This is a genomic window from Mycobacterium sp. E787 (assembly GCF_001668725.1).
GTDB lineage: Bacteria > Actinomycetota > Actinomycetes > Mycobacteriales > Mycobacteriaceae > Mycobacterium.
Map to the genome: position 1 here is coordinate 95,368 of NZ_LZKL01000016.1, position 22,402 is coordinate 117,769.

27 protein-coding genes are annotated in these 22,402 nt (G+C 68.9%); 15 read left to right on the forward strand and 12 right to left on the reverse strand.

The window, feature by feature from the left end:
• Positions 1 to 40: 40 nt before the first annotated feature.
• Positions 41 to 1,126 carry an S-(hydroxymethyl)mycothiol dehydrogenase gene (locus tag A5705_RS02585; protein ID WP_068275111.1) on the forward strand — a complete coding sequence of 362 codons (1,086 nt, stop codon included), beginning with the start codon at positions 41 to 43 and terminating at the stop codon, positions 1,124 to 1,126.
• Positions 1,126 to 1,749, forward strand: a complete 624-nt coding sequence (locus tag A5705_RS02590) for an MBL fold metallo-hydrolase (RefSeq protein WP_068275114.1) — start codon at positions 1,126 to 1,128, stop codon at positions 1,747 to 1,749. Before A5705_RS02585 ends, A5705_RS02590 begins: the two co-directional genes overlap by 1 nt.
• Positions 1,750 to 1,769: 20 nt before the next feature.
• Here A5705_RS02590 and A5705_RS02595 read toward each other — a convergent pair whose 3' ends face one another.
• Both A5705_RS02595 and A5705_RS02600 read right to left on the reverse strand, forming a co-directional pair.
• On the reverse strand, positions 1,770 to 2,825 hold the full coding sequence (locus tag A5705_RS02595; protein ID WP_197521229.1) for a PE family protein: 1,056 nt from the start codon (positions 2,823 to 2,825) through the stop codon (positions 1,770 to 1,772).
• Between the two features lie 161 nt (positions 2,826 to 2,986).
• Complete coding sequence (locus A5705_RS02600; protein WP_068275120.1) at positions 2,987 to 3,697, reverse strand: SHOCT domain-containing protein; 711 nt, start codon at positions 3,695 to 3,697, stop codon at positions 2,987 to 2,989.
• Positions 3,698 to 3,794: 97 nt separating this feature from the next.
• Here A5705_RS02600 and A5705_RS02605 point away from each other — a divergent pair, with 97 nt between their 5' ends.
• The 3 genes from A5705_RS02605 to A5705_RS02615 all read left to right on the forward strand — a co-directional run bounded on the left by A5705_RS02605 (position 3,795) and on the right by A5705_RS02615 (position 6,299).
• A complete protein-coding gene (locus tag A5705_RS02605; RefSeq protein WP_068275123.1) occupies positions 3,795 to 4,751 on the forward strand; it encodes an SDR family oxidoreductase in 957 nt (318 codons plus the stop codon).
• A gap of 13 nt (positions 4,752 to 4,764) precedes the next feature.
• The gene (locus A5705_RS02610; protein WP_068275126.1) at positions 4,765 to 5,871 is read left to right on the forward strand and encodes an SAM-dependent methyltransferase; all 1,107 of its coding nucleotides are present in this window, start codon (positions 4,765 to 4,767) and stop codon (positions 5,869 to 5,871) included.
• Positions 5,872 to 5,945: 74 nt separating this feature from the next.
• The gene (locus A5705_RS02615; protein ID WP_067874185.1) at positions 5,946 to 6,299 is read left to right on the forward strand and encodes a hypothetical protein; all 354 of its coding nucleotides are present in this window, start codon (positions 5,946 to 5,948) and stop codon (positions 6,297 to 6,299) included.
• A gap of 13 nt (positions 6,300 to 6,312) precedes the next feature.
• On the opposite strand, the gene A5705_RS02620 is transcribed toward A5705_RS02615, so the two are convergent.
• Positions 6,313 to 8,013 carry an Hsp70 family protein gene (locus A5705_RS02620; protein ID WP_067874183.1) on the reverse strand — a complete coding sequence of 567 codons (1,701 nt, stop codon included), beginning with the start codon at positions 8,011 to 8,013 and terminating at the stop codon, positions 6,313 to 6,315.
• Positions 8,014 to 8,121: 108 nt separating this feature from the next.
• Positions 8,122 to 9,207, reverse strand: a complete 1,086-nt coding sequence (locus tag A5705_RS02625; protein WP_067874484.1) for a dihydrodipicolinate reductase — start codon at positions 9,205 to 9,207, stop codon at positions 8,122 to 8,124.
• Between the two features lie 85 nt (positions 9,208 to 9,292).
• Between A5705_RS02625 and A5705_RS02630 the strand changes: the two genes are divergently transcribed.
• The 3 genes from A5705_RS02630 (at position 9,293) to A5705_RS02640 (ending at position 11,573) form a co-directional block, all read left to right on the forward strand.
• Positions 9,293 to 9,640: an MmpS family transport accessory protein gene (locus A5705_RS02630; protein WP_067874180.1), complete on the forward strand. Its 348-nt coding sequence runs from the start codon at positions 9,293 to 9,295 to the stop codon at positions 9,638 to 9,640.
• Between the two features lie 11 nt (positions 9,641 to 9,651).
• Positions 9,652 to 10,947 carry a cytochrome P450 gene (locus A5705_RS02635; RefSeq protein WP_068275129.1) on the forward strand — a complete coding sequence of 432 codons (1,296 nt, stop codon included), beginning with the start codon at positions 9,652 to 9,654 and terminating at the stop codon, positions 10,945 to 10,947.
• 86 nt (positions 10,948 to 11,033) lie between these two features.
• The gene (locus A5705_RS02640; RefSeq protein ID WP_068275132.1) at positions 11,034 to 11,573 is read left to right on the forward strand and encodes an ester cyclase; all 540 of its coding nucleotides are present in this window, start codon (positions 11,034 to 11,036) and stop codon (positions 11,571 to 11,573) included.
• Between the two features lie 21 nt (positions 11,574 to 11,594).
• Here A5705_RS02640 and A5705_RS02645 read toward each other — a convergent pair whose 3' ends face one another.
• On the reverse strand, positions 11,595 to 12,302 hold the full coding sequence (locus A5705_RS02645; protein ID WP_082956251.1) for a haloacid dehalogenase type II: 708 nt from the start codon (positions 12,300 to 12,302) through the stop codon (positions 11,595 to 11,597).
• Positions 12,303 to 12,367: 65 nt separating this feature from the next.
• Between A5705_RS02645 and A5705_RS02650 the strand changes: the two genes are divergently transcribed.
• From A5705_RS02650 to A5705_RS02670, 5 genes are all read left to right on the forward strand, one after another.
• Positions 12,368 to 12,736, forward strand: coding sequence for a YidH family protein (locus A5705_RS02650; RefSeq protein ID WP_067874172.1), 369 nt, complete (start codon positions 12,368 to 12,370; stop codon positions 12,734 to 12,736).
• Positions 12,733 to 13,053: a DUF202 domain-containing protein gene (locus tag A5705_RS02655; RefSeq protein WP_067874169.1), complete on the forward strand. Its 321-nt coding sequence runs from the start codon at positions 12,733 to 12,735 to the stop codon at positions 13,051 to 13,053. Before A5705_RS02650 ends, A5705_RS02655 begins: the two co-directional genes overlap by 4 nt.
• A gap of 107 nt (positions 13,054 to 13,160) precedes the next feature.
• Entirely contained in the window at positions 13,161 to 13,892 is a 732-nt protein-coding gene (locus A5705_RS02660) for a cutinase family protein (RefSeq protein ID WP_068275135.1), read from the forward strand.
• A 68-nt stretch (positions 13,893 to 13,960) separates the two neighbouring features.
• On the forward strand, positions 13,961 to 14,479 hold the full coding sequence (locus A5705_RS02665) for a nitroreductase family deazaflavin-dependent oxidoreductase (protein ID WP_156763008.1): 519 nt from the start codon (positions 13,961 to 13,963) through the stop codon (positions 14,477 to 14,479).
• Positions 14,476 to 15,360, forward strand: a complete 885-nt coding sequence (locus tag A5705_RS02670) for an alpha/beta fold hydrolase (protein WP_068275138.1) — start codon at positions 14,476 to 14,478, stop codon at positions 15,358 to 15,360. Before A5705_RS02665 ends, A5705_RS02670 begins: the two co-directional genes overlap by 4 nt.
• On the opposite strand, the gene A5705_RS02675 is transcribed toward A5705_RS02670, so the two are convergent.
• Positions 15,339 to 15,926 (reverse strand): TetR/AcrR family transcriptional regulator, encoded by a 588-nt coding sequence (locus A5705_RS02675; protein WP_067874478.1) that lies wholly within the window; start codon positions 15,924 to 15,926, stop codon positions 15,339 to 15,341. The genes A5705_RS02670 and A5705_RS02675 overlap by 22 nt on opposite strands.
• Positions 15,927 to 16,014: 88 nt before the next feature.
• Between A5705_RS02675 and A5705_RS02680 the strand changes: the two genes are divergently transcribed.
• A complete protein-coding gene (locus tag A5705_RS02680) occupies positions 16,015 to 17,241 on the forward strand; it encodes a S9 family peptidase (protein WP_068275141.1) in 1,227 nt (408 codons plus the stop codon).
• Here the strand turns inward: A5705_RS02680 and A5705_RS02685 are convergent.
• From A5705_RS02685 to A5705_RS02695, 3 genes are all read right to left on the reverse strand, one after another.
• Positions 17,238 to 17,927 carry an Rv3717 family N-acetylmuramoyl-L-alanine amidase gene (locus A5705_RS02685; protein ID WP_369803296.1) on the reverse strand — a complete coding sequence of 230 codons (690 nt, stop codon included), beginning with the start codon at positions 17,925 to 17,927 and terminating at the stop codon, positions 17,238 to 17,240. The genes A5705_RS02680 and A5705_RS02685 overlap by 4 nt on opposite strands.
• Before the next feature lie 77 nt (positions 17,928 to 18,004).
• Complete coding sequence (locus A5705_RS02690; protein ID WP_082956255.1) at positions 18,005 to 18,343, reverse strand: hypothetical protein; 339 nt, start codon at positions 18,341 to 18,343, stop codon at positions 18,005 to 18,007.
• Positions 18,344 to 18,372: 29 nt separating this feature from the next.
• On the reverse strand, positions 18,373 to 19,605 hold the full coding sequence (locus A5705_RS02695; RefSeq protein ID WP_231982348.1) for a condensation domain-containing protein: 1,233 nt from the start codon (positions 19,603 to 19,605) through the stop codon (positions 18,373 to 18,375).
• 148 nt (positions 19,606 to 19,753) lie between these two features.
• Between A5705_RS02695 and A5705_RS29105 the strand changes: the two genes are divergently transcribed.
• Positions 19,754 to 20,122, forward strand: a complete 369-nt coding sequence (locus A5705_RS29105; protein ID WP_067874152.1) for a ClpX C4-type zinc finger protein — start codon at positions 19,754 to 19,756, stop codon at positions 20,120 to 20,122.
• A 3-nt stretch (positions 20,123 to 20,125) separates the two neighbouring features.
• On the opposite strand, the gene A5705_RS02705 is transcribed toward A5705_RS29105, so the two are convergent.
• The 3 genes from A5705_RS02705 to A5705_RS02715 form a co-directional block, all read right to left on the reverse strand.
• On the reverse strand, positions 20,126 to 20,782 hold the full coding sequence (locus tag A5705_RS02705) for an enoyl-CoA hydratase-related protein (RefSeq protein ID WP_067874150.1): 657 nt from the start codon (positions 20,780 to 20,782) through the stop codon (positions 20,126 to 20,128).
• Positions 20,779 to 21,411 carry a TetR/AcrR family transcriptional regulator gene (locus A5705_RS02710; protein ID WP_067874147.1) on the reverse strand — a complete coding sequence of 211 codons (633 nt, stop codon included), beginning with the start codon at positions 21,409 to 21,411 and terminating at the stop codon, positions 20,779 to 20,781. Before A5705_RS02710 ends, A5705_RS02705 begins: the two co-directional genes overlap by 4 nt.
• Before the next feature lie 181 nt (positions 21,412 to 21,592).
• Positions 21,593 to 22,387, reverse strand: a complete 795-nt coding sequence (locus tag A5705_RS02715; RefSeq protein WP_156763009.1) for a DUF3060 domain-containing protein — start codon at positions 22,385 to 22,387, stop codon at positions 21,593 to 21,595.
• Positions 22,388 to 22,402: the final 15 nt, after the last annotated feature.

A 22,402-nucleotide genomic window follows, 5' to 3' on the forward strand; every position in this document is an offset into this window, starting at 1 on the left:
GATGCGACCAGAGCGCCAGGCCGCCAGTAGGTTGGAGGCCATGAGTCAGACAGTGCGCGGAGTGATTTCACGCAAGAAGGGCGAACCGGTCGAGCTGGTCGACATCGTCGTCCCGGACCCCGGGCCCGGCGAAGCGGTGGTCGACATCATCGCCTGCGGGGTGTGCCACACCGACCTGACCTACCGCGAGGGCGGCATCAACGACGAGTACCCGTTCCTCCTCGGCCACGAGGCCGCCGGCACCGTCGAGGCGGTCGGGCCGGGCGTGACGGCGGTGGAGCCGGGCGACTTCGTGATCCTGAACTGGCGCGCGGTGTGCGGGCAGTGCCGGGCCTGCAGGCGCGGCCGGCCGCAGTACTGCTTCAGCAGCCTCAACGCCGAACAGAAGATGACGCTGACCGACGGCACCGAGCTGACGCCGGCGCTGGGCATCGGCGCGTTCTGCGACAAGACGCTGGTGGCCGCGGGCCAGTGCACCAAGGTCGACCGACAGGCCGACCCGGCGGTCGCCGGGCTGCTGGGCTGCGGCGTGATGGCCGGGCTGGGCGCGGCGATCAACACCGGCGGCATCACCCGCGACGACACCGTCGCCGTGATCGGCTGCGGCGGCGTGGGCGACGCCGCGATCGCGGGGGCCGCGCTGGTCGGGGCCCGGCAGATCATCGCCGTCGACACCGACAACACCAAGCTGGACCTGGCCCGCAAGTTCGGCGCCACCCACACCATCAACGCCCGCGAGTTCGACGTCGTCAAGACCATCCAGGACCTCACCGACGGCTTCGGGGTCAACGTGGCGATCGACGCGGTGGGCCGGCCGGAAACGTGGAAGCAGGCGTTCTACGCCCGTGACCTCGCCGGAACCGTTGTGCTGGTTGGGGTTCCGACGCCCGACATGCAACTGGACATGCCGCTGCTGGACTTCTTCAGCCACGGCGGGTCGCTGAAGTCGTCGTGGTACGGCGACTGCCTGCCCGAACGCGACTTTCCCACCCTGGTCGACCTGTACCTGCAGGGCCGGCTCCCGCTGGACAAGTTCGTCTCCGAGCGCATCGGCCTCGGCGACGTCGAGGAGGCGTTCCACCGGATGCACGGCGGCAAGGTGCTGCGTTCGGTGGTGATCCTGTAATGGTCACGATCGATCGGGTGGTCACGCACGGCACGTTCGAACTGGACGGCGGCAGTTGGGAAGTCGACAACAACATCTGGCTCATCGGTGACAATTCGAACGTCGTGGTCTTCGACGCCGCTCATGACGCGGCGCCGATCGTCGAGGCCGTCGGCGGCCGCCACGTGGTGGCGGTGGTGTGCACGCACGGGCACAACGACCACGTCACGGTGGCCCCCGAACTGGGTAGGACACTCGACGCGCCGGTGCTGCTACATCCCGCCGACGAGGTGCTGTGGCGAATGACCCACCCGGACAAAGATTTTCGCAGCGTGTCCGATGGTGAGAGGTTGAGTGTCGGCGGAACCGAGCTGACGGCGCTGCACACCCCGGGCCACTCCCCCGGATCGGTGTGCTGGTACGTGCATGACCTGGGCGTCGTGTTCAGCGGCGACACCCTGTTCGCCGGCGGTCCCGGCGCGACGGGACGCTCCTACTCGGACTTCCCGACGATTTTGCAGTCCATCTCCGAGCGGCTGGGCACGTTGCCCGGCGACACCGTCGTGCATACCGGTCACGGCGACAGCACCACCGTCGGCGACGAGATCGTCCACTACGAGGAGTGGGTCGCCCGGGGGCACTGAAAGGTGTTGCCGGCGAACGGCTATGCGTTTCCGGGCGGTCGAAGGCCCAGAGCGCCCAGCAGTTCCTCGCGTCCCCACGGCTTGCTCTTGGCAGCCTCGCGGAGTTCCTCGCGCCATTCCTCTTTGTCTCGAAGCCCGGACCGCATGCCGCGGCGTAACCCCCTCGGTATGCGAAGCCTGAGCAGGGGAAGGGGCACCGCCGCCTTGTCGTGGGGAATATCGGCCGGGTGGGACGCATCGCCGGATTGCGCCGGGTTGCCCTGATGCAGCGGCTGGCCCTTGGGGGCCGTCGGTATCGGCGGCGGGGCCGCCGGGGAGGCGGCCACGGCGGCGGCCGCGGGTACCACCGGTTCAGCGAAGCCGCCGATCGCGGCCGGATCGCCGCCAAGGCCGATCGCGGCAGGCACGCCCAGCCCCGCCGCTGCCGGGTAGCCACCCGCGACGACGGGGGGCGCGGCCGGCGGCGTGGCAAAGTGCGGCATCACTGGCCCAGTCGGCGCCGCCGGCGCCACCGGTGCCCAAGCGGCTGGGACGGCGGCGGCCGCGGCAAGGCCCGGACCGGCGACGCCCCCGCCATTGGTCGCGCCCACGGCTGCGCCGCCATCACCGCTGGCGCCGCCGCCGGCCGTGACGCCTTGCGGACCACCGGGCGCGGCCGGGTGGGCGTCCGCGCCGGATGGGCCGAGCCCGCCGCCCGCCAGGTTGCCGCTGGACATGCTGACGCCGCCGCTGGGCACCGGCGCGGCCATGCCCGCATGCTGGGCGGTACCCGCGCCGCTGCCCAGGTGCGACGCGTTCGCGGTCTCGGCATTGCCGTAGGTTCCCGCGCTCGCCCGCAGGACCTGTACAAACATGTCGTGAAAGTAGTTCGCCTGAATGCCGGCGGCCTGATAGGACTCGGCGTGCGCGGCGAACAGCGCCGATACGTACGCCGACACCGCGTCGCCGCCCGGGGCGTCCACTTCAGCGGTGCCGGCCGCCGCGTTCGCGTTGGCCGTGTTGATCGACGAACCGACCGAGGCCAAATCCCCGGCCGCAGCCTCCACCGCGTGCGGCGTTGTTGTCACGTGCGACATGAGCGAACTCCCAACCATGCTGCCCGTGCAGATCGTAGCGCGGCGGGAACCGACATCCTAGGGTTTCGTGGCACGGCCTTCTGGGTGCCGCGAGCGTAACCACCCTGTGAAATTCGGCCGCGACATTCGCGGCCAGGTTACGCTCGCGGACGACAAAGGCCCTAATGCCCCTCGAGGATCCGGCGCTTCTCGGCCTCGAACTCCTCGGCGGTCAGCGCGCCGGAATCCCGCAGCGCGGCAAGGGTTTTGAGCCGTTCGAGGCGCACCCCCTCGTCACTGGGCTCCACAGGCGCCACGGCGGGCGGGTGGTACGGGCTGGCCGCCACCACGGCCCGCCGCCGCGTGCGACCCAGCCACATTCCGGACATGATCGATCCGGCCAGCCCCACCACGAACAGCCCGACGAACAACCACACCAGAAAGCCGTAGGAACTCCTGCGGCCGAAGGCCAGTCGCGGATTGATGTATCCGTTGACCTGGCCGTCGGTGGTGATGTCGTAGTTGCCGCTGACCGGAATCTGAGCCACCCACACCCGCACGTGCGCCTCGTTGTTGACCGTCGTTGTGCTGCCGATGCTTTCGTTCAGCGCGGGCTGCGCCACCCCCTCGGGCGGCGCGATCGTGACGCCCAGCGGCGGCACCGGCAGCCCGCCGTTGGGACTGCCGATGATGACGGTGTGCAGGCTGACGGTGACCTCGCCGGCCGGCAGGTAGACCCTGCCGGTTCCCGGGATTGGCACCTCGCCGTAGGCGTTGTACTTGTCCAGGAAGAACGCGTTGAGTACCAGGGCGACGATGAAGCCGCCCACCGACACGATCATCAGCACGACGGCGGCGGCCAGCGAAACCTTGGCGAGCCGCCTGCTGTTCATCCAGGCAGTGTGTCACCTCCGCGTCGGGGACGACACTGTCGACGAGCCGAGACAAAGAGCACACTATGACGGGGCGCTCAGGAAAGGAGTTGAACGCATGGCCAACGATCTCGTCGCCACGGTGCCCGACCTGTCAGGGAAGCTGGCGATCATCACCGGCGCCAACAGCGGGCTGGGCTTCGGGCTGGCCCGGCGCCTGTCGGCCGCCGGCGCCGACGTCGTCATGGCGATCCGCAACCGCGCCAAAGGGGAAAAGGCGATCGAGGAGATCCGCGCCACGGTCCCCGACGCGAAGCTGACCATCAAGGCGCTGGACCTGTCGTCGCTGGCCTCGGTCGCCGCCCTGGGCGAACAACTCAACGCCGAGGGCCGCCCGATCGACATCCTGATCAACAACGCCGGCGTCATGACGCCACCGGAACGCGACACCACCGCCGACGGTTTCGAATTGCAGTTCGGCAGCAACCATCTCGGGCACTTCGCGCTGACCGGGCACGTGCTGCCGCTGCTGCGCGCCGCCGACAAGGCGCGCGTCGTCTCGCTGAGCAGCCTGGCCGCGCGCCAGAGCGGCAAGATCCATTTCGACGACCCCAACTTCGAGAAGTCCTACGCGGCGATGTCGGCCTACGGCCAGTCCAAGCTGGCGGTGTTGATGTTCGCCCTCGAGCTGGACCGGCGCAGCCGCGCGGGCGGCTGGGGCATCGTGTCCAACGCCGCGCACCCCGGCCTGACCAAGACCAACCTGCAGATCGCCGGGCCCTCGCACGGCCGCGAACAGCCCGCGCTGATGGAGCGGTTGTACCGGGCGTCGTGGCGTTTCACCCCGTTCTTGTGGCAAGAGATCGACGAGGGCATCCTGCCCGCGCTGTACGCGGCCGCCGCGCCGCACGCCGAGGGCGGCGCGTTCTACGGCCCCCGCGGGTTCCAGGAGCTGGCCGGCGGAGGGGTCCGGCAGGCCAGGGTCCCTGCGAATGCCCGCAACCAGGACGACTGCCGGCGGCTGTGGGAGCTGTCCGAGCAGCTCACCGGCGTGCGCTACCCGGAGACCGACTGACTATCGTTGGTGCATGCGGCCGGAACCCCGTCTGCCCGAATCGAGCATCGTGGTCCGGCCCGAGCCGACGGACAGCGCCACCTACACCCAGTCGTCGCGGCTGCAGGCCGCCGGCCTGGCGCACGCCATCGCGTTGTTCGAGCGGGCCGCGGAGCAGGTGCCGCTCCCGGCGGCCCCGCAGCCGATCGTCATCGCCGACTACGGCGCCGCCGACGGGCACAACTCGCTGAAGCCGCTGTCGGCGGCCATCGCGGTGCTGCGCCGGCGCACCCGCTCCGACCACGCGATCCTGGTGGCGCACACCGATGTTCCCGGAAACGACTTCACCGCGCTTTTCCAAACCCTGGCCGACGACCCGGACAGCTACTTGCACACGGACACAACGAGTTTCGCCTCGGCGATCGGCCGGTCCTTCTACGGACAGATCGTGCCGTCCAAGACGGTCAACCTCGGCTGGACGTCGTGGGCCACGCAGTGGGTGAGCCGGATCCCCCACGAGCTCCACGACCACGTGCACGCCGCCTACAGCACCGACGAGGCGGCCCGCGCCGCCTACACCCAGCAGGCGGCCAAGGACTGGCACGACTTCGTGGCGTTCCGCGGGCGCGAGTTGGCGCCCGAGGGGCGGTTGGTGGTGCTCACGCTGGGCGTCGACGACGACGGCAAGCCGGGCTTCAAGACGCTGCTCGACGCGATCGTGGCGGCGCTGGCCGATCAGGCGCGCGACGGCCTGCTCGGCGAGGACGAGCTTCGGCGCATGGCCATCCCCACGTTTGGCCGCAGCGAGAAGGACTTTCGGGCCCCGTTCGCCCCGAGCGGGCGGTTCGAGGGCTTGACCATCGAGCACCTCGAGATGTTCAACGCCGAGGACCGGTTCTGGGCCCGCTACCAAATTGACGACGACGCAAACGCTTTCGGAGCGCGGTGGGCGGCGTTCGCGCGGTCCGCGGTGTTCGCGGCCCTGGCTTGCGGGCTGGACGGCGGCGCCGGCGACCCGCGGGCGGCCCAGTTCGTCGACCGGCTGGAGTCCGCGGTCGCCGGACGTTTGTCAAGCGCGCCAGAGCCGATGCGGATTCCGCTCGCGTCGGTGGTGCTGGTCAAGACCCGCCGCTCGGGCTGACGAGAGTTTCGACACAGTGCAACAGCGGGTACCCGCCGCATGGTCGGAACTGCGACTCCAAAGGGGGTAGGTGCATGAGCGTGCAGGACGACAAAGAGGCTGGCCAGGAAGAGGACCAGAAGTTAACCGAAAAGCCCGAGGTCCAGGAAGAGCACAAGCAACAGGCCGCCGAGATGATGAAGGCCTATAAGGACGAGCCGACCGTGGTGCTGCCCGGATCCGGCGGCATGGTGTCCGGCACGGCGGTCAACGATTGGCTGGACGAGGGCGGCAACCCCCAACACAACGTTCCTGATGGGCGCGACTCGGACGAGGGCGACGAAGGCAGGGACGATGAGGCCCGCAAAGAGCAGATCGAGAAGGACAAGGCTCTCAACGAGGAGCTGAGGAAGGCCGCGGCCGCGGAGAACAAGGGCGAAAAGGGCTGAGCTGAAATCCAATTCAGTGGGCGCGCGGGGCGATCTGGCTGATCAGGGTGGGGATTTCCGGGAAACCGGGGATCGGCGCGTTGAGCCCCGGTATTGGAGGCAGCGGCGGGATCTCGGGGATTCGGATGCGCGGAATCGCGGCCCGCGGGGGCGGCGGCGCAGGCGCCGCCGGGACGTCTTGAACCGCAGGTGGAGCGGCGGCGGTCGGCGTATCCGGCGCCGGTGCCGGGGTGGTGTCCGGGCTTGAGGGCGGCGGTGGCTGCTGGGTCGGCGGCGGGGGCGGAGAACTGGTGGTGCTCGTCGGGGGCGCCGGCGAGGCGGGAGTCGTGCTTGCGCCCGGATTGGTCATCACCTGGTTATTCGAGCCCAACCCGATCGCCAGGGCGACGCCGGCCAGCACCATCACCGCCAGGGCGCCGAGGACCAGGATCAGCGGCAGCCGGCGCCAGGGAATCACCGACTTCTTGGGTGCCGGCGCGGCGGGTTCGGGCTCCTCGACCTTCACCGCGGCACCGGCGGCGGTTTTAGGCCAGGGGCGCGCGGCAGTGGGCATGGCGCTCGAGCCGGCGCCGTCCTGCGCCCAGGCCCGGGCGGGCATCCCGCCGGACACCGCCGCCGGCGCCCAAGCCGCGGCCGCCGCTGTCGCCGTTGCCGTTGCCGTTGCCGCCGGGGCCTGCGCGGTCGGGCCGTTGTCGTCGGGACGGCGCTCCGCGCGCAAGGCGGCGCCCGTGGCGGCCGCCAATTGCGGTCGGGGCGTCGTGACGACCGGGACGCGGAGGTGTCCGGACAGCCGGGTGGTGACCGCCGGGATGTTCGCGCCACCGCCCACCGAGACCACCGCGACGAGATCGCGAATGCCATTGCGCCGCAAGGACTCATCCAGCAGCGCGACGAAGTTGTTCAGCGAGTCGCGGATCGCGTCGTCGAGCTCGTCGCGGGTGAGCCGGACGTCGGACAGCGTGGCCACGGTGTTTGACGAGAGCTGCTCCTTGGCGCCGCGGCACCCGGTTCGCAGCCGGCTCAGCGAGCCGATCGCCGAGGTACCCGAGGGGTCGAACGCGCCCGTGCTCGGCATGTTGGCCATGACGGCGGTCAACAACGCCTGGTCGATCATGTCGCCGCAGAAGTCGTGATGCCGCACGGTCGGCGCGATCGGCTGGTCGCCGGCGGCGTCCATCAACGTGATGCTGGTGCCGCTGCCGCCGAAATCGCATACGGCCACCGTTCCGCGCCCGGGAATGCCCGGACTGGTCCGCACCGCCGTCAGCGTCGCCGCCGCGTCGGAAATCAGCACCGGCGGCCGGGCAAGATCGGACCATTCGACCACCCCACGCAGCGCACCGCGCAGGGCGTCCACCGACTTGGCTGACCAGTGCGCCGGGTAGGTCACCGCGACGCTCTCGGGCAACGGGCGCCCGCCGGTGGCGGCGTAGGCCAGGGCGCGCAGGGCGTCGGCGATCAGCGCGCCGCTGCGGTGCACCGAGCCGTCGGCGGCCACGATGCCCACCGAGTCGCCGACCCTATCCACGAAATCGGTGACGACCAGGCCGGGCTCATCAAGCCGCGGGTTCTCCGAGGGCACGCCGACCTCGGGCCCGCGCTGGCGATACAGCGTGAGGACAGGCTTGCGGACGAGTGCGAGATCTGCGGTCACGGCCGCCAGGTTGGTGGAACCTATCGACAAACCCAGCGCCGGTCTTGCTCTGACGGCCATCTATCCATCCCCATATTCAGCGGCACTGGTTATTGTGTCGCTGATTCCTATAGCCATTCAAAGCGTCCGCTATGCGTGAGCTGTGCGACTCCAGGGCCGCGGGCGCGCTCAGCGAATGGCGCCCACCCCGGCGATCAGCGGCAGGTCCAGCGGGGTGACCCAGCCCGGACGCAGGTCGTTGACGGCCGGCACCGCGTTGAGGGCCCGCATCCCCGTCGCCAGGCACCCGGCGGTGGCCGCGTCGCGGCCCGAGCCGTCGGTGAACCGGAACGCGGTCTCCTGAAAGATGCTCGGGGTGCCCTCGATGTCCACCCGGTAGACGTCGTTGTCGTGGCCCGACGGCCAGTCCGGGGCGGCGTCGAGCCCGATACGGTTGACGTGCTCGAGCTGAATTCGCGTCTCCCCCTTGTAGATTCCGTTGATGGTGAACCGCACGGCGGCGACGTGCCCGGCCTTGATGACGCCCTTGACCGTCGTGCGCTCCGTCGGGGTCACCCACTTGTCCCACGTGGTGGTGATCTCGTCGAGCATGATGCCGGCGGCGTGCGCGATCATCGGGACTGTGGCGCCCCACGCGAAGATCAACATGTTGGAGTCTTCGAGCAGCGGGCTGTATTCGGGCTCGCGCCCGATGCCCATCTCGACTTCGTAGTCGCCCTCGTAGTTCGTGTAGTCCAACAGCTCCGAGGCCCGGACCCGGCGCACCTCCGAGCACAGGCCCATCAGCGTCATGGGGAACAGGTCGTTGGCGAAGCCGGGGTCGATGCCGGTGGTGAAGCACGACGACTCGCCCAGCTCGCACGCCTCGGTGATGGGCTCGATCCAGCTCGGCGGGTTGAGGTGCATCGTCGGCCACACCCACGGCGTCATCGCCGTCGAGCACACGTCGATGCCGGCCCGCAGGAAGCGGGTGATCAGCGCGATGTTGTCCTTGGCGTGCATCGCCGTCGGACCGTAGTGCACCAGCGCGTCGGGCTTGAGGGCGATCAGCGCGTCGACGTCGTCGGTGGCGATGATGCCGGTCGGTTCGGGCAGCCCGCAGATGTCGGCGACGTCGCGGCCGACCTTGTCGGGGTTGCTCACGCCGACACCGACCAACTCGAACAGCGGATGCTTGACGATCTCGGCGATCACCATCTTGCCGACGAAGCCGGTGCCCCAGACCACCACGCGCTTTGAGCCGTGTTCCGACATACACACCTTCCTGACCTTCAGCCCCCGGTTCACCCGCGTTCACCCTATAGACCAGGCGATGTTCGTGGTGACACGATGTGAAACCATGACCAGTCATCTGCGCGGGCCCGCGATCCTGTTCGCCGTCGGCATCGGGCTCGCCAACAGCTGCGGCGGCGTGGCGAGCGCGAACGAGAACCCCCAAGTCCGCTACGAGGTGAGCGGACCCGGCGTCGCGGAGTACATCTCGTATCAAACCAACGGCGGCCAGCAGCGCGCGGTGAACGCGAAGCTGCCGTGGTCGACGCAGTTCACCGGCTTCGGGGGCGAGGTGTTCGTGCTCAGTGCGCAAGGGCCCGGGCCGATCAACTGCAAGATCCTGATGGACGGCAACGTCGTGAGCGATGCGACGGCAACGGTGGGGGCGCCGGCCAGGACCGTCTGCACCCACTGAGAGGAATTTCCGTGCCACTCACGACCGGTATCGCGACGCGAGTCAACGGTGCGCCACCGCCCGAGGTGCCGCTTTCCGACATTCATCTCGAGTCGCTGGAGTTCTGGGGGCGCGACGACGACTACCGCGACGGCGCTTTCGCCACCCTGCGCCGCCAGGCGCCGATCTCGTTCTGGCCGGCCATCGAGTACGAGGGCTTCGAGGCCGGCCCCGGGTATTGGGCGCTGACCAAGCTGGACGACGTGCACTACGCGAGCCGGCACCCGGACGTCTTCAGCTCCGCGGGCGGCATCACGATCGGTGATCAGATGCCGGAGTTGGCCGAGTACTTCGGTTCGATGATCGTGATGGACGATCCGCGACACCAGCGGCTGCGCTCGATCGTCAGCCGGGCGTTCACCCCGAAGGTGGTGGCGCGCATCGAGGCGTCGGTGCGCGAGCGGGCGCGGCGGCTGGTGGCGTCGCTGATCGCCAATCATCCCGGCGGCGAGGCCGACCTGGTCAGCGAGCTCGCCGGGCCGCTGCCGTTGCAGATCATCTGCGACATGATGGGGATTCCCGAGGACGATCACCAGCGCGTATTCCATTGGACCAACGTGATTCTCGGGTTCGGCGACCCCGACCTGTCGACCGATTTCGAGGAGTTCACCCGGGTTTCGATGGACATCGGCGCCTACGCCACCGCGCTGGCCGAGGATCGCCGCGTCAACCACCACGACGACCTGACCACCAGCCTGGTGGAGGCCGAGGTCGACGGCGAGCGGCTGACGTCGCAGGAGATCGCGTCGTTCTTCATCCTGCTGGTGGTCGCCGGCAACGAGACCACGCGCAACGCGATCAGCCACGGCGTGCTGGCCCTGTCGCGCTACCCCGACCAGCGGGAGAGGTGGTGGGCCGACTACGACGGCCTGGCTCCCACCGCGGTCGAGGAGATCGTGCGGTGGGCCTCGCCCGTCGTCTACATGCGGCGCACCCTGACCCGCGACGTCGAGCTGAGCGGCGTCAAGATGGCGGCCGGCGACAAGGCCGCGCTGTGGTACAACTCGGCCAACCGGGACGAGTCAAAGTTCGCCAATCCCTGGATGTTCGACGTCGGCCGCGACCCGAATCCGCATCTCGGTTTCGGCGGCGGCGGCGCGCATTTCTGTCTGGGCGCCAACCTGGCCCGCCGCGAGATCCGGGTCGTCTTCGACGAACTGCGGCGCGAGATCCCCGACATCGTCGCGGTCGAGGAACCCGCGATGCTGCTGTCGCAGTTCATTCACGGCATCAAGCGGCTGCCGGTCGCCTGGACTCCCCCGAGCTGACCTCTCGCGAGCAGTCACAAAAGCCCCCTGCGCCCCGGCGTGTCGCGGGCTTTTGCGTCTGCTCGCCGGACCCTAGGCTCACCCCCGTGACCATTCCCGCGTTCCCCGCTCCCGAGGTGCTCGCCGCCCGCGAGAAGCTCGTGCTCGACCACTTCCACGACGAGGTCCGCCAGGACTGGGACGACGTGTTGGCGACCTTCCCGCATCCACGCTACGAGCTGATCCCGCAGATGGTCGTCCACGACGGCGACGAGGCGGTGCGCGGCTACTACGTCTACACCCGGACCGCGTTCCCCGACCAGGATCACGAGATCATCGCGCTGCGGCACAGCGCCGACGCGGTGATCGTGGAGTTCTGGCTGATGGGCACCCACCGCGGGTATCTCGGCAAGGTTCCGCCGACGGGCAGCCGGTTCCGCGTCCGCATGACCGCCTACTTCGTCTTTGACGACGCCGAAACCCTTGTCTGCGAACGCATCTACTTCGACACGCTGACCATGATCAAGCAGCTGCTGGGCGGGCTGGACATGAAGAAGCCGGCGAACTGGCTGGTGGCCGCCCGCTGCGTGCGCGGCTTCCTGTCGATGTCGTCGGAAAAGCCGGACCCCGCACTGACTTCGGCATAGCACGGCCGCAGCGGCCCACCGCTAGCAGCCCAGTTGGGCTGCTAGGTCGAGGAAGTCGGACGCGTTGACGTCGAAGTCGTCGGAGTAGGCCACGTCGGCGTCGCCGTCGGCCCCGAACTCCAGCGGCCGCGCGACGAAGGCCGTCGCAAACCCCAGCCGGCCCGCCGCACGGATGTCGTATTTGTGGCTGGCCACCATCATGATGTCGCGGGGGTCCAAGCCGAGGTAGGTCGCGGCCAGGCGATAGATCGCCGGGTCGGGCTTGAACACCCCGGCCATCTCGGCGGCGAAGATCGCGTCCCAGGGCAGGCCCGCGCGCTTGGAGATGTTGATCACCGCCGACACGTCGGCGTTCGACAGGGTAGCCAGCGTGTACCGGCTCTTCAACCGCGTCAGCCCGGGCACCACGTCGGGCCACGGCCTCAGCCGCTGCCAGGCCAGCGTGAGCTCGTCGCGTTCGGCGTCGGTGAATCCCGCGATGCCGCAGCCGTCCAGGGCGGTGTCGAGCGCGCGGCGATACACCGAGTGCACCGAAACCCAGCCGCTCCCCTGCCCGCCCTGCAGCGCCGCGAAGTAGCCTGCGCGCCAACGGCGCACCAGCCCGGGCCAATCGGCGCCCGGGTGCCGCCCCGCACTGATCCGCGCCGCCTCGTCGCACACGGTCGAATGGAAATCCGTCGCCGTGCCCTGCACGTCGAACAACAGCGCCTTGACCACACGCCTCATCATGCCTTGCTGCGATTAGAATCTGCGGCGTCCAAACGCTTGACCCCACAAGCCCTGCGAGGTACGCCGTGGCCGACGACACCGCCACCGGGCACGACGAGCGCGAACCCGACTACCGCTTCACCCTCGCCAATGAGCGCACGTTCCTGGCGTGGCAGCGCACCGCGCTGGGGTTGCTCGCCGCGGCGGTCGCCCTGGTGCAGCTGGTTCCGGAGCTGGCCGTCCCCGGCGCGCGGCGCGCGCTCGGGATCGGGCTCGCGGCGCTGGCCACCCTCACCAGCGGGATGGGGCTGCTGCGCTGGCAGCAGGCGGACCGCGCGATGCGGCGCGGCGATCCCCTGCCGCGCCATCCCACGCCGGCCTACCTCGCGGTGGGTCTCAGCGTGGTCGGGCTGGTCGCGCTCGGGCTGGTGATCGCCAAGGCGGTCATGGGTTGAGCGATTATCGGCGGCCGCCCGGCCAGACCGAGGATCGGACGGTCCTGGCCTGGACGCGAACGTCGTTCGCGTTCCTGGGCAACGGCGCGCTGCTGATGATCCGGAACCTGCACGGCCCTGCCGGCCCGCTGCAGTTGCTGCCCGCCTATCTGGCCGCCGCCGTGGCGTTGGGCACATATCTGATCGCGCTGCAGCGCCAGCGCACGCTGCAGCGACGGCCCCTCCCGGCGCGGATAAACCCCCGCCGCTCGGTGTACGTCATCGGTACGGCCGTGCTGGTGCTCATCGTCGTCACCACCGTTGCCCAGCTGATTTAGCGGGCAATACCGGCGGTTCGTCGTTTCGTGGCGCGAGCCGAGCCAGGCCCGAAACCCCAAGCAATTTCACAGGTTTGGGACACGCTCCCGCGGGCAAATTTGCCGTCATGATCGCACGTCACATCACCCGTTTCGTTGTTTCTGCAGTCGTCGCGGCGTCCGGTCTCAGCGCCTCGGTCCTCGCGCCTGCCCTCCCCTCCGCCTCCGCCCAATGCCCGGACGTGCAAGTGGTTTACGCCCGCGGCACCGGTGAGCCCCCCGGCGTCGGCGCCACGGGGCAGGCGTTCGTCGACGACCTGCGCTCGCGCATCGGCGGCAAGTCGCTCGACGTCTACCCGGTCAACTACCCCGCCAGCAACGACTGGGACACCGGCCTCGACGGCATCCGCGACGCCGGCGCCCACGTCGTGTCCATGGCCCACGACTGCCCCAACACCAAAATGGTGCTCAGCGGCTACTCCCAGGGCGCGGCCGTGATGGGCTTCGTCACCTCCGCCGCCGTGCCCGACGGCGTCGACCCCAACACCGTGCCCAAGCCCATGGACCCCTCGGTCGCCGACCACGTGTCCTCGGTCGTGCTCTTCGGCATGCCCAACGTCCGCGCGATGAACTTCCTCAACGAGCCCCCGGTCGCCATCGGCCCGCTGTATCAGCCCAAGACGATCAAGGTCTGCGCCCCCGAGGATCCGGTGTGCTCCGACGGCATGAACTTCGCCGCGCACAACACCTACGCCTCCGACGAGCAGATGATCGACAAGGGCGCGGCCTTCGCGGCCAGCCACCTCGGCGGGAACGGCGCAGCGCCCGCGTCGGCTCCCGGAGGAGGCTTCGGCAGCTGAGCCGATGACTTTCGTCCCTGGCGGACCACCCGGTGCCGGCGGTCAACTGGGTGCCGAGGGAGGTGGTCATGGGCAAGCGACTGGCTGGGCTGCTGCTGGTGCTCGCGGTTCTCGGCTGGCTGGTGGTGTTGCCGAGAATCATCAGGCGCAACCGTGGCATTTTGTTCAACCGCGGCTGGTTCAGGACGTTTTTGACGACGTATAACGGGATGACCCGCAAGATTTCGGGAACGAAACGCTCGTCGTGGGGGCTGCTGACCCACGTCGGGCGCCGTAGCGGGCGCGTCTACCAGACGTCGCTGGGCACGGCCGCGTACGGTGACGGCTTCCTGTTGCCGCTGGGTTACGGCCGGCAGACCGACTGGTACCGCAACCTGATGTCCGCGGGGATCGGCACGCTCGCCTGGAAGGGGCGCACCTATGCGCTCGAGCGGCCCGAACTGATTTCCGGGCCCGAGGCGATGCGAGCGTGGCCGCTCGTGTCGCGGATGCTGTTGCGGCTGTCAGGAATACACGAGTTCGTGTGGCTGCACCACAGCCAGGCCGCGGAGCCGCTCGCCTCGTCGGCGCAACACGCAACGCAGTGAAGACCTTGCCGGTCCCGGGCGGGGTGGACAGCCGTGACGTCGTCGTGCGCGGCGTCCGCACCCGGGTGTACGAGGTTGACCCTCGCAACGACGCCACCCCGCTGTTCCTGCTGCACGGTGGTGGGGTCGACTCGGCGCTCGTCACGTTCGGATCCGCGCTGGTGGCCCTGGGGCAGCGCCGGCGGGTAATCGCTCCCGACCTTCCCGGGTACGGCGAAACCGACTTCCCCGAGTCGGACTTCTCCATCCCGTGGTACGCCGACTGGGTCGACGCTCTCATTGGGGGCTACGGCTTCGACCGGGTCGATCTCGGGGGGCTGTCGCTCGGCGGATGGATCACGCTCGAAGTGGCCATCAGCCACCCCGAGGTGGTGCGCCGCATCGTCGCGATCAATCCCGGCGGTATCACCGAGACGTTCAAGTTCCTGCGCACCGCGAAGTGGTTGGCCAACCGACCGCGACTGGCGAACCGCATGGACTGGTTGTCGGTGAGCCTGGGCCGCAAGCTCCTTCGCATGCAACTGCGCGCCGGCCTCGGCATGCAGAATGCCTCGGCGTTGACCGACGAGCTGGTCGACGCGGTCATCGTCAGCGGCAAGCGCCCGCATGCGGGCGAAGCGTTCGCGGGCACGCAGCGCTGGGCCTTCAGCGCGGGGTCCGAAGGCCTGTCGCTGGTGTCCCGGCTGCCAAGGATCGGCGCCAAGGCGCTGTTCATCGCAGGGCGTGACGACAGGCTGGTGCCCGTCGCGGATTCGATTAGGGCCGCGCAGCTCGTCGCGAACGGGGACGTGCGCGTGCTGGAGCCCTGTGGGCACTGGCTCGTGCGCGACTGCCCGGCGGAGTTCGTCGACGCGGTGAATCAATTCCTCGACGCGCCATGACCTTTGGGCGGCCGGGCGAGCGCGCGATCGACATAGGCCGCGAGGCGCGCCTCGGTGATCCCGCCGATACCGAAGATCGTTCGGAAGTAAATCGGCGCCAAGATGCAGTCGTAGACATCGGTCTGGTCGAGGGCGGCCTCGCCGCGTTCGCCACCGCGGTCAAGCATCGCCTGGATCCGTGCACCACGCGCACGCAGCGCGGCGCTACGCGAAGGTTGGCCTTGCTCACCGACGGCGAGCACGGCCTGCAGGAAAGCCAACCCCCCGGGGCGGGCGACGTCGCCGGCCGCACGGGCGGCGAAGGCGAGCAAGTCGCCGCGCAGTGTTCCCGTGTCGGGAAGCGGCGGAAGCCGCGCCGCCTCGACATCGAGGACGAGCGCCTCAAGGGTGCCCCAGCGCCGGTAGATGCTGGTCGGGTTCACGCCCGCCCGCTCGGCTATCTCGGCAACCGTGAGCTGACGCGGGTTTCCCTGCGCCACAATCTTATTGACCGCGCCGTGCACCGCCGCGACGACCCTTGCGCTGCGCCCACCCGTGCGTCGTCGTACCTCCCGTACATCCGTCACGCTCAAATGTTAACGCAACTCTTATTGCTTTAGCGGGCGATCCGGTCGTATTGTCGGTGACTACTAGCTGTTGATTGAGGAATCCGCAATGAAGCCGCTCCTGTTTCCCGAGGACACCTCGTTCTGGTTTGAGACCCTGCGGGTCCTGGGCCACACCGCGTACGGCGGTGCCGACATCGGCGAGGTGCTCACCACAGCGCAGGCCATCACCGCCGGCGATTACGACAGCTGGTATGACAAATGGTCGGCCACCGCGGACTGGGTTGCGGCCGAGGCCGAAAAGGCTCTGGCCGCAGGCCACCGCATCAGCGCCCGCGATGGGCTCATGCGGGCCAACAACTACTATCGGTCCGCCGAGTTCTACTTGCACGGAAACCCCGATGATCCCCGCATCGACCACGTCTACAACCGAAGCCGCGAGTGCTTTCACACCGCCGCCACTCTCTTCGACCCACCGATCGAGCCCGTTGAGATCCCTTATGAGGGAACCGTGTTGCACGGCTACTTCTATCGGGCGTCCGGAACCGGCGACGAAAGCGCCACGCGCCCAACGGTGATCATGCACAGTGGATTCGACGGCACGTGCGAGGAGCTGCACTGGTTCGGCGCCGCCGCCGGGCAGGAACGCGGCTACCACGTGCTGACGTTCGACGGGCCAGGGCAGCCCGCGGCCCGTCGCCTCGACGGCCTGGTCTTTCGTCCCGACTGGGAGAACGTCGTCACTCCCGTGCTCGACTGGCTCCTTGAGCGTCCCGGCATCGACCCGGCCCGAACCGCGCTCTTCGGTCTCTCCATGGGAGGCCTGCTCGCTCCACGGGCCGCCGCATTCGAGCACCGATTGGCCGCCTGCATTGCCATGGACGGCGCCTACGACCTCGGCATCACTGTCACCGAGCCCATGCCGTTGGCACGCGCGGACGCCGAGGCCCTACTCCGGGCCAAATCGGCACCGGAGGCCGACGCGATGATCGAGCAGTTGATCGCGTCCAACCCGAATATCAGATGGGCGACCGCCCACGGCCAATACGTTATGGGCGTCAACACCCCCCGCGCCTTCCTGGCCTGCTATCTCGACTACACGCTGGCCGATGGCATCGCCGAGCGCATCAGCTGCCCCACCCTGGTCTGCGACGCCGCCGAGGACATCTTCTTCCCGGGTCAACCCAAGCTGCTTTTCGAGCACCTGACGTGTGAGAAAACGCTTTTGGCGTTCACGGCAGCCGAAGGCGCGGAAGCGCACTGCCAATCCGGCGCCCAACGCCTCGCGCTGGGGCGCGTCTACGACTGGCTCGACACCGTACTGGCCGGCACCTAGCCGACCTTGGCGTTCAGGAACGCGACGATCCCCCGGGTGACGGCGTCGGCGTACCTCGCCCGGCCGTCGGGGGTTTCCATCCGCGCGGCTTCGTCGGCGTTCTTCATATTGCCCAGCTCGACGAGGACGGCCGGATACTCGGCCAGGTTCAGCCCCGCCAGGTCGTCGCGCCCATACAGGCCGTCCGACCCGATGTAGGTGGACGGGTGGAAACCCGCCTGCACCAACGCGTCCCGCATCGCGCGCGCCAGCTGCAGGGAGGGTCCGGCTTGGGCGTCGTTCAACGGCGGGCTCGAGTAGTTCACGTGGAATCCCGAGCCCGACGCCGGTCCGCCGTCGGCGTGGACGCTCACGATGGCGTCCGGGCGCATCGCGTTGGCCAGCGCGGCACGCTGGTCGACGCACGGTCCAACGGACCCGTCGTTGTCGCGGGACAGCTGGGTGCGAACGCCCATCTGGTTGAGCTGACCGGCGATCAGCCCCACCACCGCCCAGGTGAACGCGTGCTCCGGGTAGCCGTCGTCGGCCGCGGCGCCCGACGTCTGACACTCCTTGGTCCCGCCCCGGCCATTGGGCACCTGCCGGGTGATCGAGGCGTCGTTCACCGCGTTGTGGCCCGGGTCGAGAAAGACGCCCATCCCCGCGATGCCGGCCCCCGCGCGGGGGGCGTTGATCAGCGCGCCCATCCCCAGCAGTGCCGGCGCGGCGACGGCGCAGCGCAAGGCGTCACGCCGTGAAAGGGGCCGCAGCCAACCGGGGTCACTCACTCGCGCGATGGTAACAACCGCTGCAGAGACCTCCTTTCGGGATAGAGGTAGTGCATGAGCTTGGCGCCTTCGACGCCGTAGACGCCGCGGTCGTCGCCGCGCAGCACCCAGTTGTGCTGTTGATCGGCGCGGAAGCGGAGCGCGGCCCGATGGGCCGCACGGAGTTCGGCGCGCCGGCGCCCGTCTCGCACGATGGCCCGCACGAGGAAAAAGAGGCCCACAAGCGCCGCCGCCCCGGCGATCCACCAGATCAACTTGACGATGATCCAGATGATCAGCGCCAGCCCCAACAACCCACCCAGCCCGCCGGCCGAGCTCGCATTGGCCTTACTCATGCCAAGAAGGTAACCGGCCCCACCGACATTTACGGCTCGTCGACGGCGGCCGCCAGGGCGTCGCCGACGCTCTTCAAGAAGGTGGCCGGCACGCTGTAGCCACAAGTCACCATCCGCAGCCCACCCTCGTAGGTGGTGATCCCGGTGACGTACTCGCCGTCGATCTGGCCTTGCACGAGCGGCCCCCACACCGCCGTGGGCCGCAGCGGTCCGGCGCCGTCGAGGTTCTGCACACCTAGGTTGCTGACGAGCATGTCGAACGGGCACACCCGGCTGAAGAGGTCCTCGGCGTGGCCGGTTTCGGCGTCGACCGTGATCGCCTGCTGCACGGCGAGCGACGCCGTGCGGATCCCCCGCGCCGAGCGGGCCACCGCGAGGTGCGCGGTGATCTCGCGGGCCTGCTCCCAGAACGGCGCGCCGTCCCACGGCGCCAATCCCGTCCAGGTCGACTGGATGTAGAGCCCACAGTCCTGTCCGGCGCCGATCAGCGCGCGGAAGTTGATGGGGTTGAGCACGCGCACGAAGTCTTCGCCGCGCTCGAAGGACCGCACCCGGCACATGGCGACCACCATCGCCGAGTGCACCGTGGTGCGCTCGGCGCGGCAACGCTGAACCAACCGCTCGGTGTCGGCGGCCGCCATTTCCGTCGTGTGCACATTGGTCAGGGCGCCGTCGAAGGGCCGGATGGTGGTGGGCGTCCGCATCCTCGGGTCGTCGGGCAGCTCGGCGGGATCGAACGGCTCGGCGTCCCCCAGCGTGTGCGCGGTCAACTGCTCTTGTGAGTGCGGCACAGGCAGATTCGACAGCGTCTCGCCGTTGAGCGCGGCGAGCACGTCGCTGAGAACGAGCACCGAGGAAATCCCGTCCGCGAGGGTGTGGTCGAAGCTCAGCAACAACGCACTGCTCGACGGCCCCTGCAGCAGTGAGGCCCGCATCAGCGGCGCCCGCGAACGGTCGAAGGTTCGGCTGAGCTCCTCGGCCGCGACCGCGTCCCAGGACAATTCCGCGCTGCGGTGCACGGTCAACTCGATGCGCGCGACCGCCGGCGCGCGATAAAAACCGAGGCGGGTGCCCGGGCGGTCCTCGACGTGCACCGACAGCAAGGGGTGGCGGCGCTGGACGGCGGCCAGCGCAGGCCTGAGCCGGGCGGCGGTGAGCACTTCGTCGAACTCGGCCACCAACAAGAAGTGCGTCGGGTGGCGCTCGCTGTAGCGGTAGAAAAGTCGTTCTGCGGCGCCGAGGGGGCGAACGCTTTCGATCACCAAGTCTCCAAACGTCGTTGGGTCACTGCGACACCCTGCAGACGGGTCCCGGCGACGCTCGGTTCAGGCCGGAGAAGACAACGGGGGTTGTCGTGCCGATCCTGACGACGTACGGTTGTCAGGGAAAGCCTGACACCAAGGAATCGCGATGAGCCCTACCGCCGACAAGACCGCGCAAGTGTGGTGTTCGTTCTGCGGCAAATCCAACACCGAGGTCGACAAGCTGGTCGCCGGCCCGGGCGTGCAGATCTGCAACGAATGCATCGATTTGTCCCAGGCCATCATCGACGAGTATCGCGACAAGCCGAACGAGCTTCGCATGCCGATCTGGGAATCGTGGAGCGACGAGCAGATGCTCGACCACATCCCCCGCATCGCCGTGGTGGCCCGGCGGGTGGAGGCCGACCTGCGCGACTGGGTACGCGAACTTCGCCGGCGCGGCATCACCTGGGCGAAAATCGGCCACACCCTGGGCATTACGCGCCAGTCCGCGTGGGAGCGATTCTCCGGCGAATAGCTCTCAGGTGTTGGTCAGCGCCCGCGCCGCGGCGCGGAACATGGTCTGCTTGATCGCGCCGAGCGTGCCGGGATCCTTGCTCCCCAACGGGCGCAACGAATCAGCGGCCGCGGCGGTCACCTCGCCCTCCGCCGCGGTGGCGTCGACGATGCCGAACTCTGTCGCCTCGAGGCCGCCGAACCGCCGCCCGGTCGTCATCGACGCCACCGCTGCACGGGGGGTCAGCTTGGCCTGGATCAGCGCGGCCATGCCGTCGGTGAACGGGATGCGGATGTCGACCTCGGGGAAGCAGAAGTAGCCGCGGTCGGCGCGCATCACCCGCACGTCGTGGGCCATGGCCAGCATGGCCCCGGCGCCGAACGCGTGTCCGGTGACGGCGGCGGCGGTCGGGATCGGGAAGGTCAGCACGCGCGCCAGCAGGGCCTGCACGCGGGCGACGTAGGGCTGTCCCTGCTCGGCATGGGCGGCGAGCCAGTCCAGGTCCAGGCCGTTCGTGTAGAACTTGCCGCCCGCGGTGGTGACCAGACCCTGCGCGCCGGCCGTTTTGACGTCGTCGAGGTGGGCGTTGACGGCGTCGAGAAAGCCTGGCGAGAACCGGTTTTCGTCGTCGCCGAGGTCGACGACGGCGATCTTGTCGTCCCAGGTCAGTGTCGGTGTCATTTCGTGTTCCCTTCTCTGGTTCTGCGCCGTGGCGGGGGCGGGCCGACGGCCAGGACAGCGCGGACGGCGGCTTGGAGGCGGTTTTGGGCGTCGTGGTCGTGGATTCGGTTGCGTTGCAACAGAATCGCGGTCGGCAGATCGACGATGCACATGGTGATGACGTCGACGGCCGCCGCGTCCTTGCGGTCCCACAGGGCGCGGGCCAGTCGGATCATGGTCTCGACGAGCAGCCGGTCCAGGTCATGCATTTGGGTGGCGATCTCGGGCGGCGTTTCGGCGCCCAGGAGCTCGTCGCGGCGCACCGTCAGCAACAACTGCGACGAATGCGGATGCTCTTCGGCGAACACCGCGGGCGCCTCGGCCGCGGCCACCACCGCGGCAACGGCGTCGCCCTGGGGTGCGGCGTCGATCAATTCACCTTGCGCACTGAGGAATCGGTGCCCGGCACGCAGCCAGGCGCGGCCAACCAGGCCCGCGCGGGACCCGAACGTGTGATAGACCGCGCCGTTGGACACGCCGATCGCGTCGCTGATCGCGCGGATCGTGACGGCATTCGGCCCCGACTGCACGGCGATCCGCTCGACGGCATCCAGGATCTGGTCCTGGTCGTACAGGCGGGGGCGCGGCATGCCGACACTATAACAGAGCGATCGCTCTGTTATGTGGTAGCGCATCCGCCACCACGTTCGCGGGCCACCTCATCCCCGCAACCACCCGTCCCGGGGGCATGTGGTGGTCGCCGAACTCGGTAGCACATCCGCCACCACGTTCGCCGTTATCGAGCCGGGGGCCCCAGAGCGGCTCCCCGATTCAGCCCTGCTGAATGTTGTTGTCGTAGCCCGAATCGGTGATCTTCGGTGTGCCCGAGTGGTAGGTGACATTGTTGGAGTATCCGGAGACGGTGATGCTGTCGACGCTGTCGACGGTGACCTTGTTGTTGTAGCTGGAGATCGCGAGGCTGGCGCAGTGGCCGGTGACGCTGAATTCGATGCCGTAGCTCGACAGCTTCAGGCTGCCGTTGTTGCAGGCGTGGTCGATGACCGTGTTGCTGTAGCCGGTGGACTCGAGGGTGTCGGCGCTGTCGACGGTGACGTTGTTGTAGTAGCCGCCCGCCGTGACGCTCGCGCAGTGGCCGGTCACCACGTATTTGCTGTTGTAGCCGGCCAGGATGAGCCTGCCGTCGTTGCAGGCGACCTGCCTGGTCTCGCCGGTGCCGCTCAGTCGCAGCTCGCCGCCCTGGGGTACGGCGGTGGGACCGCTCGACGTCGTCTTGGCGCCGCCGCCCCGGGAGATCGAGGTGCTTGAACCCGACCTGACGAAGACCATCACCAGGCTGACGACGGCCGGCACCACCACCGCCAGCAGGATGAGGACGAGGAACCAGGGGTAGGGCTTTCTGCGCCGCGGTGGCGTGCCGAAGCCGTACGGCGCGCCGCCCGTGTATGTCGGACCGCTCGTGTACGTCCCACCGCCCGTGTACGGCGGGGGATTCTCGGTATACGTCGCGCCCCCGGTGTACGGGGGCGTGCTCGGCGGGGTCCGCGTGACGTCGGCAAGCTCTTGTTCCAGCTCGCGGATCCGCTTTTCGGGATCGTCGTCCTTCATTTGCCACATGGTTCC

Coding starts and splice junctions, on each gene's coding strand:
- A5705_RS02715 (WP_156763009.1), bottom strand. CDS start 22,387: ATGAAGGACGACGATCCCGAAAAGCGGATCCGCGAGCTGGAACAAGAG.
- A5705_RS02585 (WP_068275111.1), top strand. CDS start 41: ATGAGTCAGACAGTGCGCGGAGTGATTTCACGCAAGAAGGGCGAACCG.
- A5705_RS02595 (WP_197521229.1), bottom strand. CDS start 2,825: ATGTCGCACGTGACAACAACGCCGCACGCGGTGGAGGCTGCGGCCGGG.
- A5705_RS02625 (WP_067874484.1), bottom strand. CDS start 9,207: ATGTCGGAACACGGCTCAAAGCGCGTGGTGGTCTGGGGCACCGGCTTC.
- A5705_RS02710 (WP_067874147.1), bottom strand. CDS start 21,411: ATGCCGCGCCCCCGCCTGTACGACCAGGACCAGATCCTGGATGCCGTC.
- A5705_RS02620 (WP_067874183.1), bottom strand. CDS start 8,013: ATGGCCGTCAGAGCAAGACCGGCGCTGGGTTTGTCGATAGGTTCCACC.
- A5705_RS02685 (WP_369803296.1), bottom strand. CDS start 17,927: ATGGGCGCGCTGATCAACGCCCCCCGCGCGGGGGCCGGCATCGCGGGG.
- A5705_RS02690 (WP_082956255.1), bottom strand. CDS start 18,343: ATGAGTAAGGCCAATGCGAGCTCGGCCGGCGGGCTGGGTGGGTTGTTG.
- A5705_RS02630 (WP_067874180.1), top strand. CDS start 9,293: ATGACCAGTCATCTGCGCGGGCCCGCGATCCTGTTCGCCGTCGGCATC.
- A5705_RS02615 (WP_067874185.1), top strand. CDS start 5,946: ATGAGCGTGCAGGACGACAAAGAGGCTGGCCAGGAAGAGGACCAGAAG.
- A5705_RS02705 (WP_067874150.1), bottom strand. CDS start 20,782: ATGACACCGACACTGACCTGGGACGACAAGATCGCCGTCGTCGACCTC.
- A5705_RS02680 (WP_068275141.1), top strand. CDS start 16,015: ATGAAGCCGCTCCTGTTTCCCGAGGACACCTCGTTCTGGTTTGAGACC.
- A5705_RS02600 (WP_068275120.1), bottom strand. CDS start 3,697: ATGAACAGCAGGCGGCTCGCCAAGGTTTCGCTGGCCGCCGCCGTCGTG.
- A5705_RS02665 (WP_156763008.1), top strand. CDS start 13,961: ATGGGCAAGCGACTGGCTGGGCTGCTGCTGGTGCTCGCGGTTCTCGGC.
- A5705_RS02645 (WP_082956251.1), bottom strand. CDS start 12,302: ATGATGAGGCGTGTGGTCAAGGCGCTGTTGTTCGACGTGCAGGGCACG.
- A5705_RS02605 (WP_068275123.1), top strand. CDS start 3,795: ATGGCCAACGATCTCGTCGCCACGGTGCCCGACCTGTCAGGGAAGCTG.
- A5705_RS02610 (WP_068275126.1), top strand. CDS start 4,765: ATGCGGCCGGAACCCCGTCTGCCCGAATCGAGCATCGTGGTCCGGCCC.
- A5705_RS02660 (WP_068275135.1), top strand. CDS start 13,161: ATGATCGCACGTCACATCACCCGTTTCGTTGTTTCTGCAGTCGTCGCG.
- A5705_RS02590 (WP_068275114.1), top strand. CDS start 1,126: ATGGTCACGATCGATCGGGTGGTCACGCACGGCACGTTCGAACTGGAC.
- A5705_RS29105 (WP_067874152.1), top strand. CDS start 19,754: ATGAGCCCTACCGCCGACAAGACCGCGCAAGTGTGGTGTTCGTTCTGC.